Annotated in this window: 19 protein-coding genes; 11 read left to right on the top strand and 8 right to left on the bottom strand. The window is 75.1% G+C overall.

Features of this window, described 5'->3' with window-relative positions; genetic code table 11:
- Positions 1-101 precede the first annotated feature (101 nt).
- Positions 102-752, top strand: coding sequence for a TetR/AcrR family transcriptional regulator (locus tag C593_RS0122060; RefSeq protein ID WP_018849491.1), 651 nt, complete (start codon positions 102-104; stop codon positions 750-752).
- Here the strand turns inward: C593_RS0122060 and C593_RS0122065 are convergent.
- Positions 728-2,239, bottom strand: a complete 1,512-nt coding sequence (locus tag C593_RS0122065; protein ID WP_026277958.1) for a hypothetical protein — start codon at positions 2,237-2,239, stop codon at positions 728-730. The genes C593_RS0122060 and C593_RS0122065 overlap by 25 nt on opposite strands.
- 176 nt (positions 2,240-2,415) lie before the next feature.
- On the opposite strand from C593_RS0122065, the gene C593_RS0122070 reads away from it, so the two are divergent.
- Both C593_RS0122070 and C593_RS30190 read left to right on the top strand, forming a co-directional pair.
- The gene (locus C593_RS0122070; RefSeq protein ID WP_018849493.1) at positions 2,416-3,084 is read left to right on the top strand and encodes a DUF305 domain-containing protein; all 669 of its coding nucleotides are present in this window, start codon (positions 2,416-2,418) and stop codon (positions 3,082-3,084) included.
- Positions 3,085-3,216: 132 nt separating this feature from the next.
- Entirely contained in the window at positions 3,217-4,608 is a 1,392-nt protein-coding gene (locus C593_RS30190; protein ID WP_018849494.1) for a hypothetical protein, read from the top strand.
- Positions 4,609-4,707: 99 nt separating this feature from the next.
- On the opposite strand, the gene C593_RS0122080 is transcribed toward C593_RS30190, so the two are convergent.
- Complete coding sequence (locus C593_RS0122080) at positions 4,708-5,070, bottom strand: helix-turn-helix domain-containing protein (protein ID WP_018849495.1); 363 nt, start codon at positions 5,068-5,070, stop codon at positions 4,708-4,710.
- Between the two features lie 181 nt (positions 5,071-5,251).
- Here C593_RS0122080 and C593_RS0122085 point away from each other — a divergent pair, with 181 nt between their 5' ends.
- Positions 5,252-6,331, top strand: a complete 1,080-nt coding sequence (locus C593_RS0122085; RefSeq protein WP_018849496.1) for an NADH:flavin oxidoreductase/NADH oxidase — start codon at positions 5,252-5,254, stop codon at positions 6,329-6,331.
- Between the two features lie 124 nt (positions 6,332-6,455).
- On the opposite strand, the gene C593_RS0122090 is transcribed toward C593_RS0122085, so the two are convergent.
- Positions 6,456-6,656 carry a hypothetical protein gene (locus tag C593_RS0122090; RefSeq protein ID WP_018849497.1) on the bottom strand — a complete coding sequence of 67 codons (201 nt, stop codon included), beginning with the start codon at positions 6,654-6,656 and terminating at the stop codon, positions 6,456-6,458.
- A gap of 23 nt (positions 6,657-6,679) precedes the next feature.
- On the opposite strand from C593_RS0122090, the gene C593_RS0122095 reads away from it, so the two are divergent.
- The 4 genes from C593_RS0122095 to C593_RS0122110 all read left to right on the top strand — a co-directional run bounded on the left by C593_RS0122095 (position 6,680) and on the right by C593_RS0122110 (position 10,961).
- Complete coding sequence (locus C593_RS0122095; protein WP_018849498.1) at positions 6,680-7,774, top strand: sialidase family protein; 1,095 nt, start codon at positions 6,680-6,682, stop codon at positions 7,772-7,774.
- Between the two features lie 245 nt (positions 7,775-8,019).
- Positions 8,020-8,697, top strand: a complete 678-nt coding sequence (locus tag C593_RS0122100) for a uracil-DNA glycosylase (protein ID WP_026277960.1) — start codon at positions 8,020-8,022, stop codon at positions 8,695-8,697.
- Positions 8,694-9,947, top strand: coding sequence for a BadF/BadG/BcrA/BcrD ATPase family protein (locus tag C593_RS0122105; protein ID WP_018849500.1), 1,254 nt, complete (start codon positions 8,694-8,696; stop codon positions 9,945-9,947). Before C593_RS0122100 ends, C593_RS0122105 begins: the two co-directional genes overlap by 4 nt.
- A 96-nt stretch (positions 9,948-10,043) precedes the next feature.
- Positions 10,044-10,961 carry a hypothetical protein gene (locus C593_RS0122110; RefSeq protein ID WP_078521769.1) on the top strand — a complete coding sequence of 306 codons (918 nt, stop codon included), beginning with the start codon at positions 10,044-10,046 and terminating at the stop codon, positions 10,959-10,961.
- A gap of 137 nt (positions 10,962-11,098) precedes the next feature.
- Here C593_RS0122110 and C593_RS0122115 read toward each other — a convergent pair whose 3' ends face one another.
- Together C593_RS0122115 and C593_RS0122120 are read right to left on the bottom strand one after the other, a co-directional pair.
- Positions 11,099-12,142, bottom strand: coding sequence for a lactonase family protein (locus C593_RS0122115; RefSeq protein WP_018849502.1), 1,044 nt, complete (start codon positions 12,140-12,142; stop codon positions 11,099-11,101).
- 112 nt (positions 12,143-12,254) lie between these two features.
- On the bottom strand, positions 12,255-13,757 hold the full coding sequence (locus tag C593_RS0122120) for an FUSC family protein (protein WP_018849503.1): 1,503 nt from the start codon (positions 13,755-13,757) through the stop codon (positions 12,255-12,257).
- A gap of 265 nt (positions 13,758-14,022) precedes the next feature.
- Between C593_RS0122120 and C593_RS0122125 the strand changes: the two genes are divergently transcribed.
- Entirely contained in the window at positions 14,023-14,469 is a 447-nt protein-coding gene (locus C593_RS0122125; RefSeq protein WP_078521788.1) for a helix-turn-helix transcriptional regulator, read from the top strand.
- A 10-nt stretch (positions 14,470-14,479) separates the two neighbouring features.
- Positions 14,480-14,896, top strand: coding sequence for a VOC family protein (locus C593_RS0122130; RefSeq protein ID WP_018849505.1), 417 nt, complete (start codon positions 14,480-14,482; stop codon positions 14,894-14,896).
- 63 nt (positions 14,897-14,959) lie between these two features.
- Here the strand turns inward: C593_RS0122130 and C593_RS0122135 are convergent, their stop codons facing one another.
- Positions 14,960-15,214 (bottom strand): hypothetical protein, encoded by a 255-nt coding sequence (locus C593_RS0122135; protein ID WP_018849506.1) that lies wholly within the window; start codon positions 15,212-15,214, stop codon positions 14,960-14,962.
- A gap of 80 nt (positions 15,215-15,294) precedes the next feature.
- Between C593_RS0122135 and C593_RS0122140 the strand changes: the two genes are divergently transcribed.
- Positions 15,295-15,990: an HAD family hydrolase gene (locus C593_RS0122140; protein WP_018849507.1), complete on the top strand. Its 696-nt coding sequence runs from the start codon at positions 15,295-15,297 to the stop codon at positions 15,988-15,990.
- Positions 15,991-16,022: 32 nt separating this feature from the next.
- Here the strand turns inward: C593_RS0122140 and C593_RS0122145 are convergent, their stop codons facing one another.
- Complete coding sequence (locus C593_RS0122145) at positions 16,023-17,231, bottom strand: PucR family transcriptional regulator (RefSeq protein WP_018849508.1); 1,209 nt, start codon at positions 17,229-17,231, stop codon at positions 16,023-16,025.
- Entirely contained in the window at positions 17,228-17,374 is a 147-nt protein-coding gene (locus C593_RS33425) for a hypothetical protein (protein ID WP_018849509.1), read from the bottom strand. Before C593_RS33425 ends, C593_RS0122145 begins: the two co-directional genes overlap by 4 nt.
- Positions 17,375-17,414 lie beyond the last annotated feature (40 nt).

The raw sequence follows: 17,414 nt of genomic DNA on the forward strand, positions 1-17,414 counted from the left end.
CGTCGCCCGGTCCGGGGGCACACAGCGCGGTCGGCCCTGGGGGCCGGCCGCGGCACGCGCTGAGTATATTGGCTCGGAGCCAGTCAACGCAGGAGTCCAGCATGTCCCCGCGAAGCGCAGAGGTCAATGAGGAGCTTCGGCGGCGTTCCCGCGAGCGGCTGCTCCAGGCGACGGTCGAGCTGGTCGGCGAGCGGGGCTACGAGGCCACGAAGCTCGGCGACATCGCGGACCGGGCGGGGGCGGCGCGGGGCCTGGTCTCGTACTACTTCCCGGGCAAGCGGCAGCTTCTCCAGTCGGCGGTGCACCGGCTGATGCACCGCACGCTGCGTGCCGCGCTGGAGCGCGAGCCGCGGACCGAGGACGGGCGGGAGCTGCTGGCCCGGGCCGTCGACGCGATCCTCGGGCTGGCGGTGGACCGTCCGGTGCTGATGCGCGCGCACATGGCGGGCATCCTCCAGGCCGACGGTTTCGTGCAGTGCCCCGAGCAGCAGCAACTCGCCGCGCTGCTGCGGGACACGGTGACGCGCTACGGCGCCGAGGACCCGGACACGGAGTACCCGTTGCTGCGGGCCCTGTTGATGGGCGCGGTCTTCGCGGTGCTGCTGCCGGGCGCGCCGATGCCCCGCGCGCGGCTGCGGGCGGAGCTGTTCCAGCGGTACGGACTGGACTGGGAGATGGGCGTTCCGCCGGGCGGTGAGCCGCCCGGCGGAACGTCACGGATGCCGGCTCAGTCGTCGAAGTCGTCGAAGTAGTCGGGCTGGGTCTGGACGTTGAGCTCGTCCATCCGCACCCGCTTGCCGGCGTCGGTCCGCCGGTCGTCGATCCTCAGGACGTCGAAGCCCTTGGCCATGTCGTTCGAGTAGATGTAGCCGTTGTAGTAGTACGCGGACCACGAACCGCCGGTGACGCTGGTGGTGTCGCTGAGCGGACCGCGCTCGAACCAGCCGATCTCCTTGGGGCGGGAGGAGTCGGTGAAGTCCCACACCGAGACGCCGCCCTGGTACCAGGCCTGGACCATGATGTCGCGGCCCTTCACCGGGATCAGCGAGCCGTTGTGGGCGACGCAGTTCTCGGTGTCCGCCTGGTGGCGGTCGATCTTGAAGTAGCTGCGGAAGACCAGCTTGCGGTGGTCGCCGCGGCCCTTGATGTCGTAGATGCCGTCGGCGCCGCGGTGGGGGCCGATCTCCGCGTTGCAGGTCGCGCCGACACCGCCGCCGAGCTCGTCGGTGAAGACGACCTTGTTCGCCTTCTGGTTGAAGGTGGCGGAGTGCCAGAAGGCGAAGTTGACGTTGTCCTGGACGCGGTCGATGACCTTCGGCCGCTCCGGGTTCCTGATGTCGAAGAGGATGCCGTCGCCCATGCAGGCGCCCGCCGCGAGGTCCTTGGAGGGCAGCACGGTGATGTCGTGACAGCCGGTGGTCTTGGAGACGCCCGGGTTGGTCGGCGCGCCCGGATTGCCACCGCCGTCGGGTCCCTCACCGGGGAACAGCACGGGGAAGCCGACGACCTTGGCCTTGTGGGGCGCCTTGCGCGGGACCTTGATGACCGAGATGCCGTCGTGCGGCGGCTGGCAGTCGGGGAAGGCCGCGTTGGGAGAGTACGAGGAGACGTAGACGTAGACGTTCTTGCGCTCCGGCACCAGCGTGTGGGTGTGCGAGCCGCAGGCAGTCTCGACGGCGGCGACGTAGCGCGGGTTGCGCTTGTCGCTGATGTCGAAGATCTTCATGCCCTCCCAGGACGACTTCTCGGTCGCGGGCTGCGAGGTGCTGCTGCACGAGTCGTCGCTGCGCGAGGAGTCGGTGGACAGGAAGAGCAGGTCGCCGGAGACGCTGATGTCGTTCTGGGAGCCGGGACAGAGCACCTGGGACACGGTCCTGGGCTTCTTCGGGTTCCGGATGTCGTAGATCACGAAGCCGTCGTAGTTGCCGGCGAAGGCGTACTTGCCCTGGAAGGCCAGGTCCGAGTTGGTCCCCGTGATCGCGTCCTTGGGGATGTTGGTGACGTGCTCGATGTTGTCGCTGTGGACGACCTCGTCCACGCCGGGTATGTCACCGCGCTTGATGGCCGACCGGGTCTCGGCCGCCATACCCGACGAGACCTTGTCCCCGGCGGGCGGGTCCCCGGGGTCGGGGATGGCCGCGGCGGGTCCGGCGGTCAGGAGCGTGGCCAGCAACCCGGCGGCGGCCGCGGCCACTCCGAGCTGTCTGCGCCTCGTTCGGGTGGTGTGCAACAGGGTCACTGCATCCTCCCTCGTAGCCGTTCGTTGTCGAACGGTTCACGGACCCCGGCAGTATGTTCCCTTGCATGGACATCTCAACAGACCGCAGCGCGATTGTCATGCAAGATTTTGCTCGACACTCCTTACGCACGAGCAAGTACGCTCCCCCTCAACCACAAGTGGCACAGGAGGCCGACGTGTTGCAGCCCCCCAGGTCCCGCCGCACCCGCATACCCCTCGCGACGGCGGCCGTTGCCCTCGCCGCCCTCTGTCTGACGGCGTGCGACGCGGACTCCGGCTCCGAGACCTCCGCCCGGGACGGCAAGGACACCGGGCCCTCGGTGCTGGCGCCGGGGCGTCCGGGCGAGCCGGCCAGGACGCTCTCGCCCTCCGAGGCGGCGAAGGCGCTGCCCGACGACAGCCCCAACGCGGCCGACTACTCCTACGTCCACATGATGATCACGCACCATGAGCAGGCCCTGGAGATGACCCGGCTGGTGCCCGACCGGGCCGAGTCCGACAAGGTCAGGCGTCTGTCGGAGCGGATCAGCGCCGCGCAGAAGCCGGAGGTGGACGCGATGCGGGGCTGGCTGGCCGCCCACCCGCAGAAGGGCGGCGGCGGGCACGGGCACGACCACGCGCTGATGCCGGGGATGGCGACCGAGGCGCAGCTCAAGCAGTTGCGGGCGGCCAAGGGTGCGGCCTTCGACGAACTCTTCCTGAAGCTGATGATCACCCATCACCAGGGGGCGGTGACCATGGCGGGCGACGTCCTGGGGCAGGGCAACAACGTCCTGGTGGAGGAGATGGCGAACGATGTGATCGCGCAGCAGACGAGCGAGATCGGGCGGATGCGGGACATGTGAGGCGAGGCACGCGCGGTGCGCCGCGGGGCCGGGCCCGGCAGGCGCGACGCCCACGTGGGGCACGGCGGGTGGTGGCCCCGGGCCGGGTGGGATGCTGGAGGTCTCCTGCCGTACCGCGGGAAGGAGGCGGCCGTGCTCCGTGTCGCCGTCGTGGGATCCGGCCCCAGCGGGGTCTACACCGCCCGGGCCCTGGTGGAGCAGACGCGGATGCCCGGCGTCCGCGTCGACGTCCTGGACCGTCTGCCGTGCCCGTACGGGCTGGTGCGCTACGGCGTGGCGCCGGACCACGAGAAGATCAAGTCGCTCCAGGACAGCCTGCGCACGGTGCTGGAGGACGAGCGCGTCGAGTTCGTCGGCCATGTGGCGGTGGGCTCGCCCGGGCTCGGGCCGGACCGGCTGCTGGAGCTGTACCACGCCGTCGTCTACTGCGTCGGCGCGGCGGCGGACCGGGCCCTCGGCATCCCCGGGGAGGACCTGCCCGGCAGCCACTCGGCGACCGAGTTCGTCGCCTGGTACAGCGCGCATCCCGACGCGCCGCCGGCGGGTGTCCCGCTGGACCGGCCGTCCGCGGTGGTGATCGGGCTGGGCAACGTGGCCCTGGACGTGACCCGCATCCTGCTGCGCGGGGCCACCGCGCTGCGCGGGACCGACCTGCCGGAACCGGCGCTCGGCGCGCTGGCGGCGAGCGCGGTCCGCGAGGTGAGCGTGGTGGGGCGCCGGGGGCCCGCCGGGGCCCGGTTCACCACCAAGGAGCTGCGGGAGCTGGGGGCCCTGCCCGGGGTGGACGTGCGCGTCGACGAGGCGGATCTCGCGGCGGAGCCCGCCTTCGCGGACCCGGCGGCGGTCCCCGCGGTGGTCCGGCGGAACCTCGCCGTGGTGCGGGAGTGGGCGGCCCGGCCGCCCGCCGGGCACGACCGGCGCGTGCGGCTGCGGTTCTTCCTGCGTCCGGTGGAACTGCTGGAGGGCGGCGGGCGGGTCGCCGGGGTCCGCTTCGAGCACACGGTCCCGGACGGCCGGGGCGGGGTCCGGGGCACCGGCCGCCACGAGGACGTCCCGGCGGGCCTGGTCCTGCGGGCGGTGGGCTACCGCGGGGTTGCGATCCCGGGCCTCCCGTACGACGCGGAGCGCGGCATCGTCCCGAACGCGGCGGGGCGCGTGCTGCGCGACGGTGTGCCGTCCCCCGGCGAGTACGTGGCCGGGTGGATCAAGCGCGGCCCGACGGGGGTCATCGGCAGCAACCGGCCCTGCGCGAAGGAGACGGCGGCGTCCCTGCTGACGGACGCGGCGGCCCTGGACCTCGCGGCGCGGCCGCTTCCGCCCGACCCGGTGTCCGCCCTGCGGGCGTCGGGCCTGCACCCGGTCCGCTGGCCGGGCTGGCTCGCGATCGAGCGCGCGGAGACGGCCCTCGGCCGGGAACTGGGCCGGGGGCGGGTCAAGATCGCGGACTGGGCGGGGCTGCTGGCGGCCGCGGGTGCCGCCCACGGCGCGCGGGGAGACGCGGCGGACGGCGACGACGGGAGGTGAACCACCCGGCCCGGCCCGCCGGGCGTCCATGACGCCGGCGCCGCGAGCGGCTCGGCGGGGGTCGGCCCCGGCCGGTGCGGGCCGGCCGGCAGCGGCCGGTCAGCGCCCTACGGGGGCCGGGCGGTCGCGGCCGGACTCGGCGGCGGCCGCGGCGAGGACGCTGTCGAGCAGGCCCGGGAAGAGCGCCTCCAGGTCCTCGCGGCGCAGACCGTTCATCTTGGCCGTTCCCCGGTAGATCTGCTGGATCACCCCGCTCTCGCGCAGCACCCGGAAGTGGTGCGTGGACGTCGACTTGGTGACCGGCAGGTCGATGTCCGAGCAGGCCAGCTCCCCCTCCCCCGCGGCGAGTTCGCGCACCACCGTCAGGCGCATGGGGTCGGCCAGGGCGTGCAGCACGTCCTCCAGGCGGATCTCGTTCCGCGCCGGGTGTTCGAGCACTCGCTTGCTGGTCGTGCTGGTCACTGCGGCTCCGCTTGCTCGGGGGTTTCTCGGGGGCTTGCCATGGTACGAGAACCATCGTAGTTTGACACTTGCCGTACTACGATGCGTATCGTACGAAGGTGCCGCCGGCCGTACCGCCGTGCGGGCCCTCCCGCGGCGCACCGCCGTGATCCGACTCGCCCCGACCTGAATGGAGTCCGCTGTGAGCAGGCTGTTCGAGCCCTACACCCTCCGGTCGCTGACCGTCCCGAACCGCGTCTGGATGGCGCCCATGTGCCAGTACAGCGCCGAGACGTCCGGGCCGGAGGCGGGGGTGGCGAACGACTGGCACTTCGCGCACTACGCGGCCCGGGCGACCGGCGGCACCGGTCTCGTCCTGGTCGAGGCGACCGCCGTCAGCCCCGAGGGCCGGATCAGCCCGGCCGACCTCGGCCTCTGGAACGACACCCAGACCGAGGCCCTGCGCCGGATCACCGGCTTCCTGAAGAGCCAGGGCACCGTCGCCGGGATCCAGCTCGCCCACGCCGGGCGCAAGGCCTCGACCGACCGGCCCTGGAAGGGCGGCAGCCCGCTGGGCCCCGAGGCGGAGGGCTGGCAGCCCGTCGGCCCGAGCCCGGTCGCGTTCGCCGAGGGTCACCCCGTGCCCACGGAGCTGACCACCGAGGAGATCGCGGAGGTCGTCGGGCAGTTCGCCGACGCCGCCCGGCGCGCGCTCGCGGCCGGCTTCGAGGTCGCCGAGGTGCACGGCGCGCACGGCTATCTCATCGGCGAGTTCCTCTCCCCCCACAGCAACCGCCGCACCGACGCCTACGGCGGCTCCTTCGAGAACCGCGTCCGCTTCGCCCTGGAGGTCGTCGACGCGGTGCGCGCCGTCTGGCCCGGTGAACTGCCGCTCTTCTTCCGGATCTCCGCGACCGACTGGCTGGCGGAGAACGGCTGGACGGCGGACGACACCGTCCGCTTCGCCGCCCTGCTCCGGGAGCACGGGGTGGACCTCCTGGACGTCTCCTCGGGCGGCAACGCGGCCGGGGTGACCATCCCGGTGGAGCCGGGCTACCAGGTCCCGTTCGCCGCGCGGGTCAAGGCGGAGACCGGGCTTCCGGTGGCCGCGGTCGGTCTGATCACGGAGGCCGAGCAGGCCGAGAAGATCCTGGCCAACGGGGAGGCGGACGCCGTGCTCCTCGGGCGCGAGCTGCTGCGCAGCCCGTCCTGGGCGCGGCAGGCGGCCCGGGCCCTCGGCGGCGAGGTGCACGTGCCGCGGCAGTACCACCGCTCGGTCTGAGCCCCCGCAGTCGCACCGTCCCTGATCCCCTCGCCCGGCGTGTCCCGGCACCGGCGTGTCTCGTCGCCCGGTGCATCCCGTCGCCCGGCGGCCGATGAGTTCGGCCGCCGGGACCGGTCACCTCTTACGCCACGGGGCACGCCCGCACGGTCCGCCACGGCCGGGAGCCGCCGGCGCCGTCGCCGGAGGCGCCGTCGTCGGAGGCGCCGTCGTCGTCGGCGCCGTCGTCGGAGGCGCCGTCGTCGTCGGCGCGGTTGTCGTCGGCGCGGTTGTCGTCGGCGCGGTTGTCAGTGGCGGGGTGCAGACTGTCCCGTGTCCGGAACAACGGCGTTTTGGAGGGATACGGTCATGACCGACGCAACCGAGGTGCTGCTCGCCGTGGGCACGCGCAAGGGGCTGTTCCTGGGCCGCCGCAGAGGAGGCGACTGGGAGCTCGACGGCCCGCACTTCAACGCGCAGGCGGTGTACTCCGTCGGCATCGACACCCGGGGGGCCGCGCCCCGGCTGCTGGTGGGCGGGGACAGCGCGCACTGGGGCCCCTCCGTGTTCCACTCCGACGACCTGGGCCGCACCTGGGTGGAGCCGGAGCGGCCGGCGGTGAAGTTCCCCCTGGACACCGGGGCGTCCCTGGAGCGGGTCTGGCAGCTCCATCCCGCCTCCCCGGCCGCCCCCGGCGTGGTCTATGCGGGCACCGAGCCCGCCGCCCTGTTCCGCTCCGAGGACGGCGGGGAGAGCTTCGAGCTGGTCCGGCCCCTGTGGGAGCACCCCACCCGGGACCGCTGGGTGCCGGGCGGTGGCGGGGAGGCCGTCCACACGGTGGTGACCGACCGGCGCGACACCGACGCGGTGACGGTCGCCGTCTCCACCGCGGGCGTGTTCCGCTCCCGGGACGGCGGCGCGAGCTGGGCCCCGTCGAACCAGGGCGTCTCCGCGGTCTTCCTGCCCGACCCGGACCCGGAGTTCGGCCAGTGCGTGCACAAGATCGCGCAGGACGCGGGGGATCTCGACCGGCTCTATCTGCAGAACCACTGGGGCGTCTACCGCAGCGACGACGCGGGGGCGACCTGGACCGACATCGGGGCCGGGCTCCCCTCCGACTTCGGCTTCGCCGTCGCCGCCCACCCGCACCGGCCGGACACCGCCTACGTCTTCCCGATCGCGGCCGACTCCGACCGCGTCCCCGCCGACCGCCGCTGCCGCGTCTACCGCACCCGGGACGCGGGTTCCACCTGGGAGCCGCTGACCGAGGGCCTGCCCGACGGCGAGCACTTCGGCACGGTCCTCAGAGACGCCCTCTGCACCGACGACGCGGACCCGGCCGGCGTCTACTTCGGCAACCGCAACGGCGAGCTGTACGCGAGCGCGGACGACGGCGACACCTGGCGCCTGCTCGCCTCGCACCTGCCGGATGTGCTGTGCGTGCGGGCGGCGGTGCTGAGCTGAGCTGAGGCCCGGGAGCGGGCGGGCCCCGGCCCGCCCTGCTCTTCGGTGATCATGCCCCGGCCTGCTGCGACGGCGCCTGTTCCCGTCGACAACCCGCCTGCGCGCGGCGACAGTTCGGCGGGCGGCCCGTGCCGTCCGCCGAACGATCCAGGGGGCTCGGCCGAGGCGCTCCCCGCGGCCCGGTGGTCACCGCAGGGTGACGGACGGGTGAGAGACGGGTTGTTGCAACAGTAGAGTGACGCCCCGTGACAGCGCGACCCTTGAACGAGATCGTCGAAGCCGGCTGGGCCGAGGCCCTGGCCCCCGTCGCCGGGCGGATCGCCGCCATGGGGGACTTCCTCCGTGCGGAGATCGCCGCCGGCCGTACCTATCTGCCCGCCGGAAAGCACGTGCTGCGGGCCTTCCAGCAGCCGTTCGACGAGGTGCGGGTGCTGATAGTGGGTCAGGACCCCTATCCCACCCCGGGGCACGCGGTCGGACTGAGCTTCTCCGTCGCGCCCGAGGTGTCGCCGTGGCCGCCGAGCCTGGACAACATCTTCCGCGAGATGCACGCGGACCTCGGGCACCCGCGTCCGTCCAACGGCGATCTGACGCCCTGGACGGAGCAGGGTGTGCTGCTGCTCAACAGGGCGCTGACGACGGCGCCGCGCAAGCCCGGCGGGCATCGCGGCAAGGGCTGGGAAGAGGTGACCGAGCAGGCGATCCGGGCGCTGGCCGCGCGGGGGAAGCCACTCGTGTCGGTGCTGTGGGGGCGGGACGCCCGCAATCTGCGTCCGCTGCTGGGCGAGTTGCCCGCGATCGAGTCCTCGCACCCGTCGCCGATGTCCGCGGACCGGGGTTTCTTCGGTTCGCGGCCGTTCAGCAAGGTCAACGATCTGCTGCTGCGGCAGGGGGCGCAGCCGGTGGACTGGCGACTGCCGTGACCGGGCCGGGCGCGGTCGGAAGCACGCCGGACGAAGCCGGGCCCGGGGAGGCCGGACCGGACGGAGCCGCGCGGGCCGCGACCAGGCCCGGGGCGGCCGGGGAGCCGCCCCGGCTGGTGCTCGGGGTGGACTCCGGGGGGTCCGGGCTGCGCGTCGCCCTCGCGCCCGTCGGCGCGCGGGAGGCGGCCGTCACGGCGTCCGCGCGGCAGCCCGTGCGGACCGGCCCCGGGGGGATCGACGCCGCCCATCTGCGGGAGCTGCTGCTTCCCCTGGTGCGGGGCCTGCCCGGCCCCTGGGGCGGCGACGTGCGGCCCGCCGCCGTGGTGATCGGCGCGGCGGGGCTGGCGACGCTCGGCGACCGGCTGCGCGCCGAGCTGCCTGGCGCGCTGGAGGCCGATCTGGGGGTGCGCCGGCTCGGGCTGGCGGCCGACGCGGTGACGGCGTACGCGGGCGCGCTCGGACAGGCCCCCGGCGTGGTGGTGGCGGCGGGCACCGGGATGATCGCGCTCGGGACGGATCTGCGGACCTGGCGGCGGGCCGACGGCTGGGGGCATCTGCTGGGCGACTGCGGTGGCGGGGCGTGGATCGGCCGGGCGGGGCTGGAGGCGGCCCTGCGCGCCCACGACGACCGCAGCGGCGGCTCCCGGGCGCTGCTGGAGCGTATGGAGGCGGTGTTCGGCCCGGCGGCCTCCCTGCCCGGGCTGCTCTACCCGCGCTCCGACCGGCCCGCCGTGCTGGCGTCCTTCGCGCCCGAGGTGGCCCGCTGCGCGGCGGCCGGGGACACGGTCGCGGCCGGGATCATGGCGCGCGCCGCCGGGGAGATCGCCGACACGGCGGCAGCGGCGGCCCCGGTGGGGGCCGGGGGCCCGGACCGGGCCGCGTCGTCCCGGGCACGCACCCCCGGGGACGAGCGCCCGCCCGGCGCGCACGCCGGGCACAGCGGCGGGCCGGAGGCGGACGACGGGGTGCGGGGCGCGGACAACGGGGTGCGGGGCGCGGACAACGGGGTGCGGGGCGCGGACAACGGGGTGCGGGTGGCCGTGACCGGTGGGCTGACGCGGACGGGCGAGGCGCTGACGGCCCCGCTGCGGGCCGCGCTCGCGCAGCGGCTGCCGGGCGCCCGGCTCGTTCCCGCGGCCGGTGATCCGCTGACCGGGGCGCTGCTGCTCGCCGAGGCGCTCGCCACGGATTCCCTACGTCTGCCACCGCATCCGTCGATGCTCCACCTGTACGACGGAACGGGCCGCTGAATCCGCACATTCTCGAACGGATAAACACGGACAGACCACTCAGGACCGCCCCCTCCCCGAACAGGCGGACCGGTCAAACCAGTAGCATGCGGCGCCATGAGCTCCTCCACTGGGCCTGCACCCGGCCTGCCAGTACGAATGCCGCGACCCCGTCAGTCCGGGCGACACCGCCGCCCGGAGCCGGTGGCCGCCCCTGAGGGCGCGCCCGTCCTCGTGCTCGCCGTGCCCGGCGCACCCTCGCCCGCCACGCGCAGTCTGGCCGAAGAGGTCATCAGCATCGCCCGGTCCGAGCTGCCCGGTCTGGAGGCCGGTATCGGCTACCTGGACGGCGACGGTGCCGAGTACCCGACGCCGGCGGCGGTGATCGCGCACGCCGCGGCCCAGCGTGCCGAGCGCTACGAGCTGGCGCGCGCCGCCGGCCGCGAGGTCGCCGAACCGGAGGGCCCCGTCGCGGTCGTCGTCCCGCTGCTGGCCGGCCCGGACGCGGTCCTGATGGGCCGCCTGCGCGAGGCCGTCGCGGAGTCCGGCGCGGCCGTGGAGCTGACGGACGTCCTCGGCCCGCACCCGCTGCTCGCGGAGGCCGTCCACGTCCGCCTGTCGGAGGCCGGGCTGGCCCGTGCCGACCGCGCGCGCCTGTTCACCGTCGCGACCGCCGCGGACGGCATCGTGCTGGCCACCGTCGGCGGCGAGGAGGCCGTGCAGGCGGCCGGCATCACGGGCATGCTGCTCGCCGCGCGGCTCGCCGTGCCGGTGATCGCCGCCGCGCTGGACCAGAAGGGCTCCGTCGCCGCGACCGCCGAGCAGCTGCGCGGCTCCGGCTCCGTCCAGCTCGCACTGGCCCCGTACCTGGTCGGCCCCGAGCTGCCGGAGGGCCTGCTCGACGCGGCCGCGAAGGACGCGGGCTGCGCCGCCGCCGAGCCCCTGGGCGCGTACCCGGCGGTGGGCAAGCTGGTGCTGTCGCAGTACGCGACGGCGCTGGGGATCGCACAGCCCCAGGGCACCCAGCTGCGCTGACCGGCCCCCCTGCGCATACGGCCCCGGCCCGGGGACGACCCGCCGTCGTCCCGGGGCCGGGGCCGTTCCGCGCGCGTCGTCCCGGGGCCGTTTCGCACGCGTCCCTCCGCCACGGGTCTCGCACGGCGGACCCGGCCTCAGACGAAGACCACGCAGCTCGCGGCGGGCACGGGCAGGGACCCGGCCCGCCGGGGGACGCCCGTGCCGGGGTCGAGGTCGAACCAGGTGACGTCCCCGGAGCGCTCGTTCGCCGCGTACAGGCGCCGGGCGGAGGGGTCCAGGACGAGGTCCCGGGGCCAGTGGCCGCCACTGGGGACAGAGGCGGTGAGGGCGGCCTTCCCGGCGCTCTCGTCCAGGTCGAGGACGGCGACGGTGTCCGGGCCGCGCACCGCGGCCCACAGGCGCCGGCCGTCGGGTGAGAGCGCCAGGGCGGAGGGGTGGGCCGGGCCCTGGGTACCGTCGGGGACGACGGGGAACTCGCCGAGGGGGTCGAGCACGCCCATGTGCGCGTCCCAGCGGCAGACGGTCAGCACGGGGGCCAGTTCGCACAGGACCAGGACCAGCGCGCCCGAGGGGTGGAAGGCGAGGTGGCGGGGGCCGGAGCCGGGCCGCAGCCGGGCCTCGTGGTGGACGGTGAGGCGTCCGGTGCCCGGATCGAGGGCGCAGACGCGCACCGCGTCGGTGCCGAGATCGGTGCCGAGCACCCAGCGGCCGGAGGGGTCGGGCAGCACCTGGTGGGCGTGCGGCCCCCGCTGGCGGTCGGGGTCCGGGCCCTGGCCCTCGTACGTGAGGACGTGGACGGCCCCGCCCGGGACGCCGTCCGGGCCGAGGGGCAGCACACTGACCGCGCCGGAGCCGTAGTCGGCGGTCAGGACGTGCCCGCCGGCGAGGCAGAGATGGGTGGGGTGGTCGCCGCGGACGGGGGCCGGGGCACCGAGGGGCACGGGCGTGTCCCCGTCGAGCCGGAAGGCGGCGACGGCGCCCGCGGGGGTCTCGGAGACCGCGTAGAGGAGGCCGCCGCCGGGGCAGACGGCGAGGTAGGAGGGGTCGGGGACGGCGTCGCTCACCCCGGTCGCGGTGAGCGCCCCGGTCGCCTCGTCGAGGGTGGCGAGGGTGATCCCCTGCCCGCCCGCCGAGGTGAACGATCCGATGCAGACACGTCCCGCGTTGCTGCCGCCCACGGTGGCCTCCCCCTCTGCGCCTGGGTGCGCGTCGGTACGCACGGGTGCGCGTACAGGACGAACCTAACAGGTCTAGACCAAGACGGCCCCGTGGTGGGCCCGGAGCCGCCTCTCAGGCGGGGACCAGGGGTGCGCGCGGCGAGGTGCGGACCGGCGCGGCGAGGTCCGCGAGGGCGCGCTCCAGGCCGTGCAGATGAGCGAGGGCCGCCTCGGCGCCCGGGTGGTGCGGGGGCGCCGGGGCCACCTCGGCGGCGGCCGGGCGGGCGGACTCCACGGGCGGCACCAGGGCGTGCACCGCGTCCTCCACCCGGCGGCACGCGGCGGTGAGCCGGGCGTCGTGCGAGGCCAGCGGGTCGGCGGCGACCGCGGCGAGGCCCCGGATCTCCCGGGCGCACACATCGAGCAGCGCGATGACCTTCAGTGCCCGCGCCTTGCGGGCGCGCAGCGGGCTGAGCGGGTGGGTCAGCGGGGCGAGCGAGAGGCGCACCCGGCCGATCAGGACTTCCAGCTCGGCGGCCTCGCGCGCGGGGTCGGCCGTGGCGTCCCCCGCCAGCCGCCGGGCGGCCGTCGTGGTGCAGCGGTGGACGCACTCCACCGCGCGGCGGATCCAGGCGTCGGTCGCGGCATGGGTGGTGACGGGCAGCACCAGGGCGACGCCGGTCACCGCGCCCAGGGCCCCGACCAGGGTCTCCTCCAGCCGCAGCACCAGCAGCCCCGGGTGCAGCACGCCCAGCAGGCCGTAGAGCAGGCCCGCCATGACGGTGACGAAGAACATCATCCAGCTGTAGGACGGCGCGGCGGTGTAGAAGATCCCGAAGACGCAGACGGCGACGAGCAGCGCGGTGGGCACGGGGGCGCCGGCGATCGGGACGGCGATCAGCAGGCCCGCCGCGATACCGGTCACGGTGCCGACGACCCGGCGGAAGCCGCGCACCAGGGTCTCGCCCCGGGAGGCGGTGTTGACGAAGATCCACCAGGCGGTGCCGACCGCCCAGTACCAGCGCTCGCCCGAGACGAGCTGCCCGCCGGCGATCGCGACGGCGCAGGCGAGCGTGACCTGGAACGCCTGCCGGGTGGTGTGCCGGGCCAGGCCGCGTCCCGGCAGCGGCGCGGGGGCGGCGGGCGGGGACGTGTGGCGTTCGATGGGCCACAGGGCGAAGCGCACGGCCGAGCAGGCGACGAGGGCGGCCGCGACCGCCGCGAACAGCTCCGGCAGCTGCGCCGGGACGGCGTGCAGGAACTGGGTGACGAAGAACATCATGAACGCGAAGATCCCCAGCGCCTGGCCGCGCGGGCCGAACCGCCGCGCGTACACCCCGCCGAAGACGACCACGAGCCAGGCGGCGGCGCGCAGCAGCGGCAGCTCGTGCAGGAGGGTCGCCAGCGCGAGGACGGGGAAGCCCGCCGCGGGCAGCAGGGCGGTGGTGATCCCCTGGGCGCGCACGGTCGGGTCGGTGACGGTGAAGAGCGCGAGCAGGGCCGCCAGACCGGCCGTGATCGACGCGGTGAGCGAGAACCCGCAGAGCTCGGAGGCGGCGACGGCGGCAAAGACGCCGACGACGGCGCGGGCCGAGGTCCGCAGTCGCAGCCGCCCCGGGTCCGGGGCCACGAACATCCTCTTCACGGCGGTGCGCCGCTCCCTTGCGATCGTGCACGCCGTTCCGCTGCCGTCCGGGGGTGGGGGACGGCGGGCAGGCACGGCGAAGGCGCCGCGGTCCGGACCGGCCTCGTCGCCGCCCGGCGCTGCACGGCGCCGCAATACGTGGATGGGCCAAGGATAACGCCCCCGAACGGGTGGCCGTGCGCCCCGGGCGCCGTGGCATGGTGGTCGGGTGACGACGCTGGAGGACCTCGTCCGGCTCCGCCGGGCCCGTGACCGCATGGACCGCGAGTACGCGGAGCCGCTGGACGTCCCGGCGCTCGCGCGTACCGCCCTGATGTCGCCGGGCCACTTCTCGCGCAGTTTCCGGGCCGCCTACGGGGAGACGCCGTACACCTACCTGATGACCCGCCGGATCGAGCGGGCCAAGGCGCTGCTGCGCCGGGGCGATCTGTCGGTGACGGAGGTCTGCTTCGCGGTGGGCTGTACCTCGCTGGGGTCGTTCAGCTCGCGCTTCACCGAGCTGGTCGGGGAGAGCCCGAGCGCGTACCGGGCGCGGTCGCACGAGGAGGGGGCGTCGATCCCCGCCTGTGTCGCCAGGATGTACACCCGGCCGGTCAGAAACCCGCCCGCGGGCGGAACGGCGACCGGGGCGGCGGACCGGCCCGCGCACACGGCCGCGAACGGATCAGGATCGGAGAAGCCGGATCCGGCACCGCGCCCGTAGCGTGAGGCGCATGGACATCACACTCGCACAGTGCTTCATCGCCGTCGACGACCACGACAAGGCGCTCGCCTTCTACCGCGACGCCCTCGGTCTGGAGGTGCGCAACGACGTCGGCTTCGAGGGGATGCGCTGGGTGACGGTCGGCTCCCCGGCCCAGCCCGGTGTGGACATCGTCCTCGAACCGCCCCTCGCGGACCCCAACGCCTCGAAGGCCGACCGGGACGCGATGGCGGAACTCCTGGCGAAGGGTCTGCTGCGCGGTGTCATCTTCGGCACCGGGGACTGCGACGCGACCTTCGAGAAGGTCCGCGCGGCGGGCGGCGAAGTCCTCCAGGAGCCGATGGACCAGCCGTACGGCGTCCGCGACTGCGCCTTCCGGGACCCCTCGGGGAACATGCTGCGCTTCATCCAGCCGCGCGAGGGGTAGCGGGCGCGCCCTTCCCCCGGGTCGGGCCTTCGCACCAGCCGGGCCCCTCGCGCCCGACACCTCCTAGTCGCGCTGGAGGAAGGGCGCGTCCACCGTGAGGGAGCCGTCGGCGCTGCGGGCGTCGACGGCTTCCGGGGAGACGAACTCGTTGAGGGTGTCGACGGCGGCCCGCGCCGGTCCGCCGTCCGTGGCGTGGGCCGCCGGCACGGCACAGGCAGCGGCGGTCAGGGCACCGCCCAGGGCCGCGGCGCAGACGGCGAGGGCACGGCGGGCGGGCCGGGAGGGGAAGCGGGCCTCGGGGCGGGGTGCGGGGATCATGCCGTGCCCAACGACGGCGCGGTGCGACGGGCACGCGGGCGCCGCACACCGGCCCGGGGCGGCTTGGCATCCTGGGCGGCATGAGCAACGCATCCGCGCCCCTGACCGGCCTCTCCGTGGTCTTCGACCTCGACGGCACCCTCGTGGACAGCGAGCCCAACTACTTCGAGGCGGGGCGCAGGCTCCTCGCCGCGCACGGGGTCGACGGCTTCGACTGGGCCGAGCACACCGCGTTCATCGGCATCGGGACGCGCGAGACCCTGGAGACCCTGCGGGAGCGGTACGCGCTCGACGTGCCGCTGGAGGAGCTGCTCGCGGCGAAGAACAGCCTCTATCTGGAGCTGGCACGGGCCTCCACGCCCGTGTTCCCCGAGATGCGGGCCCTGGTGGAGCGGCTGGCGGCCGAGGGGGTGCCGATGACGGTGGCGTCCGGGTCGTCGCGGGCGGCGATCGAGGCGGTGCTCGCGGGCACCGGGCTGGACGCCCACCTCACCGCATCGGTCTCCGCCGAGGAGGTGCCGCGGGGCAAGCCGGCGCCGGACGTGTTCCTGGAGGCGGCCCGGCGGCTGGGGAGCGACCCCGCGCGGTGCGTGGTCGTGGAGGACGCCCCGGCGGGCGCGGCGGCGGCCCGGGCGGCGGGCATGCGGTGCATCGGCGTCCCGTATGTGCCCCAGGCCGCGGAGGATCCGGCCTTCCGCGCCGCCGACCTGCTCTTTCCGGGCGGGCAGGAGGAGTTCACGGCGGCAGCGGCGTACGCCTGGCTGACGGGCTCCTGAGCGCCCGGGGGGCGGGTCGTGTCCCGGAGGGCTCAGCCCGCCCCTTCCTTGAGTTCGCCGCGCAGGCGCCGGGCCCGCAGGACGAGGAGCATCTCGAAGCGGCGGTCCGCGTCGTCCAGCGCCGACCCCCACAGTTCGCGGATCTGGCGGAGCCGGGAGCGGGCGGTCTGGGGGTGGACACCGAGGCGGTGGGCGACCTCGGGCGCCCCGCCCGAGGTCTCGATCCAGGCGAGGAGGGTCGCGGCGAGGCGGCGGGCCTGGGTGGGGCTCATCCCGTCGAGGGGGGCGAGGCAGCGGACGGCGGCGGCGTCGATCAGCTCGTGGGAGGGGAGCAGGACCAGTTCCTCGGTGCGCTCGGTGCAGTGCAGCACCTCGCCGGCCGGCAGCAGGCCGCTCTCCACGAGGCGGACGGCGGTCTCGGCCCAGCGCAGCGAGGTCGCGGCGGCGGCCAGCGGCACCGAGGGCCCGATCGCGCCGGACCAGCCGGCGGTGGCGCGGCGCAGGAGTTCGGCGCGGCCGGCGGTGTCGGGCTCGGGGATGACCAGGCGGGGGCGTTCGCTCTCCATGTCAAGGAGGACCCCCTGCTCCACGGCCGGGGCGACGGCCTCGCGGGCCGGGCGGATCAGCAGGCCCACGGCCACGGTGCCGGGCAGCTCCCAGCCGATGCGGGCCGCGCGGTCGCCGAGGACGGTGGCCCGGTCGGCGCGGTGCTCGGCGAGCAGCACGTCGATCAGCTGGCTCTGCAGGCGCAGGCGCTCCCCGGCTCGCCGGGCGGCGGCCTCGGCGTAGCCGCGGACCGACTGCTCGACGAGGCCGTCCAGGTACTCGAAGCCGGACTCGGCCAGCTCGTACATCGCCGGTGCGGCGATCTCGACCTGCTGGCCGATCTCGGCGAACCGGCGCCAGGCGAGGCGCATGCCGAGCCGGTAGACGGCCTGGAGGGAGTCGAGGCTGCGTCCGCCGCGCACCTCGCCCCGGCCGAACTCCTGGAACATCACCGGCGGCACCCGGGGCGTCTGGGCCCCGGCCGCGAGGTTCTGGACGAAGCCCTCGATGGCGCGGCGGATGCCGACCAGGGCGAGGGGCGTCCCGGATTCGTCCTCGACGAGGCGCAGATGCGGGAAGGCCAGGCGGATCTCCCGCAGGATCGAGTCCGCGAGGGCCCCGGACTCGGCCAGGACCCGGGACGCGAACCGGTCGACCTGGGACTGGGGCACCTCGCTCCACGCGGTCCGGGTCATCGGGGCGCGGTGTCGTAGCTGATGAGAGGCGTGTTGGGCTGCTCGGGCGGGGCGTTCAGCAGCGCCACGGCACCGAAAGCCGCGGCGACGGCGAGTGCGGCGGCGGCCACCACGGTGATCGCGGCTGCGAGTGTTCTGGGCATAGTCGGGTCAGCTCCTTGCTGGAGAGATCCCACCGGCTGC

It is taken from the genome of Streptomyces sp. CNT372 (assembly GCF_000377145.1).

What these genes read in the sequence shown, in the direction of transcription:
- C593_RS0122060 (WP_018849491.1), top strand. Translation starts at nt 102, where the DNA reads ATGTCCCCGCGAAGCGCAGAGGTCAATGAGGAGCTTCGGCGGCGTTCC.
- C593_RS0122095 (WP_018849498.1), top strand. Translation starts at nt 6,680, where the DNA reads ATGACCGACGCAACCGAGGTGCTGCTCGCCGTGGGCACGCGCAAGGGG.
- C593_RS0122110 (WP_078521769.1), top strand. Translation starts at nt 10,044, where the DNA reads ATGAGCTCCTCCACTGGGCCTGCACCCGGCCTGCCAGTACGAATGCCG.
- C593_RS0122120 (WP_018849503.1), bottom strand. Translation starts at nt 13,757, where the DNA reads ATGTTCGTGGCCCCGGACCCGGGGCGGCTGCGACTGCGGACCTCGGCC.
- C593_RS0122125 (WP_078521788.1), top strand. Translation starts at nt 14,023, where the DNA reads ATGGACCGCGAGTACGCGGAGCCGCTGGACGTCCCGGCGCTCGCGCGT.
- C593_RS0122130 (WP_018849505.1), top strand. Translation starts at nt 14,480, where the DNA reads ATGGACATCACACTCGCACAGTGCTTCATCGCCGTCGACGACCACGAC.
- C593_RS0122135 (WP_018849506.1), bottom strand. Translation starts at nt 15,214, where the DNA reads ATGATCCCCGCACCCCGCCCCGAGGCCCGCTTCCCCTCCCGGCCCGCC.
- C593_RS0122140 (WP_018849507.1), top strand. Translation starts at nt 15,295, where the DNA reads ATGAGCAACGCATCCGCGCCCCTGACCGGCCTCTCCGTGGTCTTCGAC.
- C593_RS0122145 (WP_018849508.1), bottom strand. Translation starts at nt 17,231, where the DNA reads ATGACCCGGACCGCGTGGAGCGAGGTGCCCCAGTCCCAGGTCGACCGG.
- C593_RS33425 (WP_018849509.1), bottom strand. Translation starts at nt 17,374, where the DNA reads ATGCCCAGAACACTCGCAGCCGCGATCACCGTGGTGGCCGCCGCCGCA.